This is a genomic window from Aeromicrobium sp. REDSEA-S32_B7 (genome assembly GCF_001626145.1).
GTDB lineage: Bacteria > Actinomycetota > Actinomycetes > Propionibacteriales > Nocardioidaceae > Aeromicrobium > Aeromicrobium erythreum.
In genome coordinates, this window is sequence record NZ_LUNF01000009.1 from 1 (window position 1) to 3,281 (window position 3,281).

General features: G+C 72.0%; 4 protein-coding genes and 2 pseudogenes. 1 reads left to right on the forward strand and 5 read right to left on the reverse strand.

Translation table 11 applies throughout. The annotated features are described in order from the left end of the window. The 3 genes and pseudogenes from A6Q79_RS00430 to A6Q79_RS00435 form a co-directional block, all read right to left on the reverse strand. The coding region (locus tag A6Q79_RS00430; RefSeq protein ID WP_317695268.1) for a response regulator transcription factor at nt 1-366 on the reverse strand (366 nt) is incomplete at its 3' end. A gap of 202 nt (nt 367-568) precedes the next feature. Then, a pseudogene (locus A6Q79_RS18500) lies at nt 569-856 on the reverse strand (response regulator); the annotation flags it as partial. A 27-nt stretch (nt 857-883) separates the two neighbouring features. Beyond that, nucleotides 884-1,906: a glycoside hydrolase family 6 protein gene (locus A6Q79_RS00435; protein ID WP_317695270.1), complete on the reverse strand. Its 1,023-nt coding sequence runs from the start codon at nt 1,904-1,906 to the stop codon at nt 884-886. On the opposite strand from A6Q79_RS00435, the pseudogene A6Q79_RS00440 reads away from it, so the two are divergent. Further along, nucleotides 1,905-2,583: pseudogene (locus tag A6Q79_RS00440) on the forward strand (nucleoside triphosphate pyrophosphatase). The gene A6Q79_RS00435 and the pseudogene A6Q79_RS00440 overlap by 2 nt on opposite strands. On the opposite strand, the gene A6Q79_RS00445 reads toward A6Q79_RS00440, so the two are convergent. Together A6Q79_RS00445 and A6Q79_RS00450 are read right to left on the reverse strand one after the other, a co-directional pair. Further along, on the reverse strand, nt 2,507-2,995 hold the full coding sequence (locus A6Q79_RS00445; RefSeq protein WP_317695272.1) for a GtrA family protein: 489 nt from the start codon (nt 2,993-2,995) through the stop codon (nt 2,507-2,509). The pseudogene A6Q79_RS00440 and the gene A6Q79_RS00445 sit on opposite strands and share 77 nt — an antisense overlap. A gap of 21 nt (nt 2,996-3,016) precedes the next feature. After that, on the reverse strand, nt 3,017-3,281 hold a 265-nt coding region (locus tag A6Q79_RS00450), incomplete at its 5' end, for an acyl-CoA dehydrogenase family protein (protein ID WP_317695273.1).

Genomic DNA, 3,281 nt, shown 5'->3' on the forward strand with positions numbered 1-3,281 from the left:
GTAGCCCACGCCGCGCACGGTCTCGATGAACTTCGGGTTCGTGGAGTCGTCGCCGATCTTGCGGCGCAGGTTGGCCACGTGCACCTCGACCGAGCGCTTGTCCGCCTCGTTGACGAAGTACGACGTGACGTACTGCTGACCGCGCATCGTCAGCACCAGGTCGGCCTTCGAGCGCACCCGGCGGCCGGTGCTGAGCAGTGAGGCCAGCAGGTCGAACTCCGTACGGGTCAGGTCGACCGACCCGCCGTCGACGGTGACGATCCGCGTCTCGTTGTTGAGCGCGAGGCCGTTGAAGCGGATCCACGCTCCGTCGGGTGCGGGACCTCCCGGCCCGGCGGCCACCGGCGGCACCGGCTGACCGGGCACCGCCTGGAGGGGCGCGCGGGCCGTCGTCGGCGAACTCGCGCGCCGCCCTCGTGGCCCAGGACTCCTCCGCCGGAGGCGCCGGCGGTGCTGCCGGAGAGGCACCCACGTCCGAGCGTCCGCGGGGACGTCGCAGCATCGAGTCCGCACGGGCCCGCAGCTCGCGCGGCCGGAAGGCCTTGACGAGGTAGTCGTCGGCGCCGGCCTCGAAGCCGGTCACGACGTCGATCTCGTCACCGAGGGCGGTGATGAAGATCAGGTAGGTGTTGCTGAACTCGCGCAGCCGCTTGGCGACGGCGAAGCCGTCCATGCCGGGCATGTTGACGTCGAGGGTGGTGATCAGCGGGTTGTGCCGACGGACGGCGTCGACCCCCTCGAGGCCGTCCTCGGCCAGGACGGTGCGGAAGCCGGACTGGCTCAGCACGAGGTCGATGAGGTCCCTGACGTCGGGGTCGTCCTCGATGATGACGGCGGTCCAGTCGGCACCTTCCATGCGCGGGAGCCTATAGCAGGTTAAGGATCACCACCCCGCGGCACGGGCAAGTTCGACCGCCATGTCGAGGTAGACCTCCCCCGCGGGCGGCCCCTGGTTGCAGGTGCCGTCGGACTCGGCGGGCGGTTTGACCCACAGGTAGGCGTCGAGGCCGGAGTCGCCGGCGACGTACCCCGGCAGCTTGCCCAGGGCCCGGCCGTCGGGGTTGCACCAGACCTCGGTCGCCCCGTTGCCGTTGCGCCCACGGTCGGTGATCCAGTGGGTACCGCCCAGTGCGGCACTGAGCCGCTCGGCGAAGACGAGCTCGTCGGCGTCGGTCTGGTAGTTGGACACGTTGGTGCTGAAGCCGCGCACCCTGTCGATGCCGACGTCCTCCAGCATCCGGGCCATCGGCCGCACCGACACCCAGTCGGAGTGGCCGGCGTCGACGTACGTCGTGACACCCGCGGTGGCCAGGACGTCGACGGCCTCCCCCAGCAGGCGCACCCGCTGGTCGACCACGTCGCACTCGGGCGCGGAGGCCAGCGCGTCGGGCTCCACCACCACCGCGGCCGTCGCGCCGGCGAGCGCGAGTGCGTCGGCGACCTCCTGGACCCACGGGCGGTACGACTCCTCGTCCAGCCCGCCGGCGGAGAAGCCACCGGAGCAGTCACGGCCCGGGATGCCGTAGAGCACGAGCAGCGGGACCTCGTCCCGGTCCTCGGTGGTGGCGACCAGGTCGGCGACGTACTCCCCGACGGCGCCTCGGGGGAACTGCTCGGGGGTGAGCCAGATGCCGGAGGGCACCGCCGCCATCCGCATGAGCAGGTCGGCGTCGTCGGCGCGACCGTCGGCGCGCAGCTGGTCGGCCGCCCGACGGGTCCGGTTGAGCGGGTCGACGTACTGGGCGCGCTCGGCGAAGACGTTGCGGGTCTGGGGATCCGCCTCCTCGAAGGGGCCCCACTCCTGCGCGCGGGCGAAAAGCACCCCGACGACGACCAGCGTCACCGCGACCCCGGCTGCCAGGAGGACCTTCACGATCCCGTGCTCCCCACGACCCACGAGCGCCATGGTCCCATCATGCCGTCCCCGGCAGGCCGGTACGGTCCGTGCCGTGCCGACCTTCGTGCTCGCCTCCGCCTCCCCCGCCCGTCTCGCCACGCTGCGCAGCGCCGGGCTCGACCCGGTCGTCGTCGTGTCGGGCGTGGACGAGTCCGTGCTGGACGGACTGCCGCCCGCCGACCTGGCCGTCGGGCTGGCCGAGCTCAAGTGCCGTGCCGTCCTGGAGCGCGACGAGGTGCCCGAGGGCGCGCTGGTCCTGGGGTGCGACTCGGTGCTCGAGCTGGACGGTGAGGCCCTGGGCAAGCCCGGCTCCCCCGAGGAGGCGACGCAGCGCTGGGCCGCGATGCGCGGGCGCAGCGGGGTGCTGCGCACCGGGCACTGCCTCCGCGACACCGCCAGCGGCGAGGAGCGGTCGGTCACCGCGTCCACCACCGTCCACTTCGCCAGCCCCAGCGACGAGGAGGTCGCGGCGTACGTCGACCGCGGCGAGCGTGGCGGCGTACGTCGATCGCGGCGAGCCGCTGCACGTCGCGGGTGCCTTCACCGTCGACGGACTCGGTGGCGCGTTCGTGCGCGGCATCGAGGGCGATCACCACAACGTGGTCGGGGTCAGTCTCCCGGTGCTGCGGGAGATGGTCGGGGAGCTCGGTCACCGGTGGACCGACCTCTGGGCTCCGCGCGCTTGAAGACCCACATCCGGAACAACGCGAAGCGGGTCAGGAAACCCAGGAAGAGCCCGACCACGTTGGCGGCGATGTTGTCCGCCAGCGCGGAGTCGAGCATCAGGACGTTGCGGCTGCCCCACAGGCAGATGACCGGGATGACCAGGCTGGCGGTGCTGGTCGCGAAGAACAGCGGCGCCCCGCCCAGGAAGCCGGTGGCCTCGCGGTGCCGGAAGGCCCAGACCCGGCTGAGCTGGTAGGTCAGCAGCATCGAGATGCTGTTGGCGATCAGGAACGCGGTGACCGGCCACCCGTTGAGCCACGCGCCCACGCCCCCCGGCTGCCAGTGGACGAGCCAGTTGAACAGCCCTGCGGCGACCAGGGACGACAACGTCCCGATCACCGCGGAGCGGCTGAACTCGCGACGGATGCTCACCCGGTCATCCTGGCCCAGGCCTCACTCGACCGGCAGACCCAGTCCACGCGCGATGAGCATCCGCTGGACCTCCGAGGTCCCCTCACCGACCTCGAGGACCTTGGCGTCGCGGTAGAACCGGGCGACGGGGTACTCCTCCATGAAGCCGTAGCCCCCGAACACCTGGGTGGCGATCCGGGTGGCGGTCACCGCCGACTCGGTGGAGTAGAGCTTGGCGACCGCGGCCGCCTGCTTGAACTCCTGGTACGGCGCACCCGCGTCCTTCAGGGCCGCGGCCCGGTAGGTC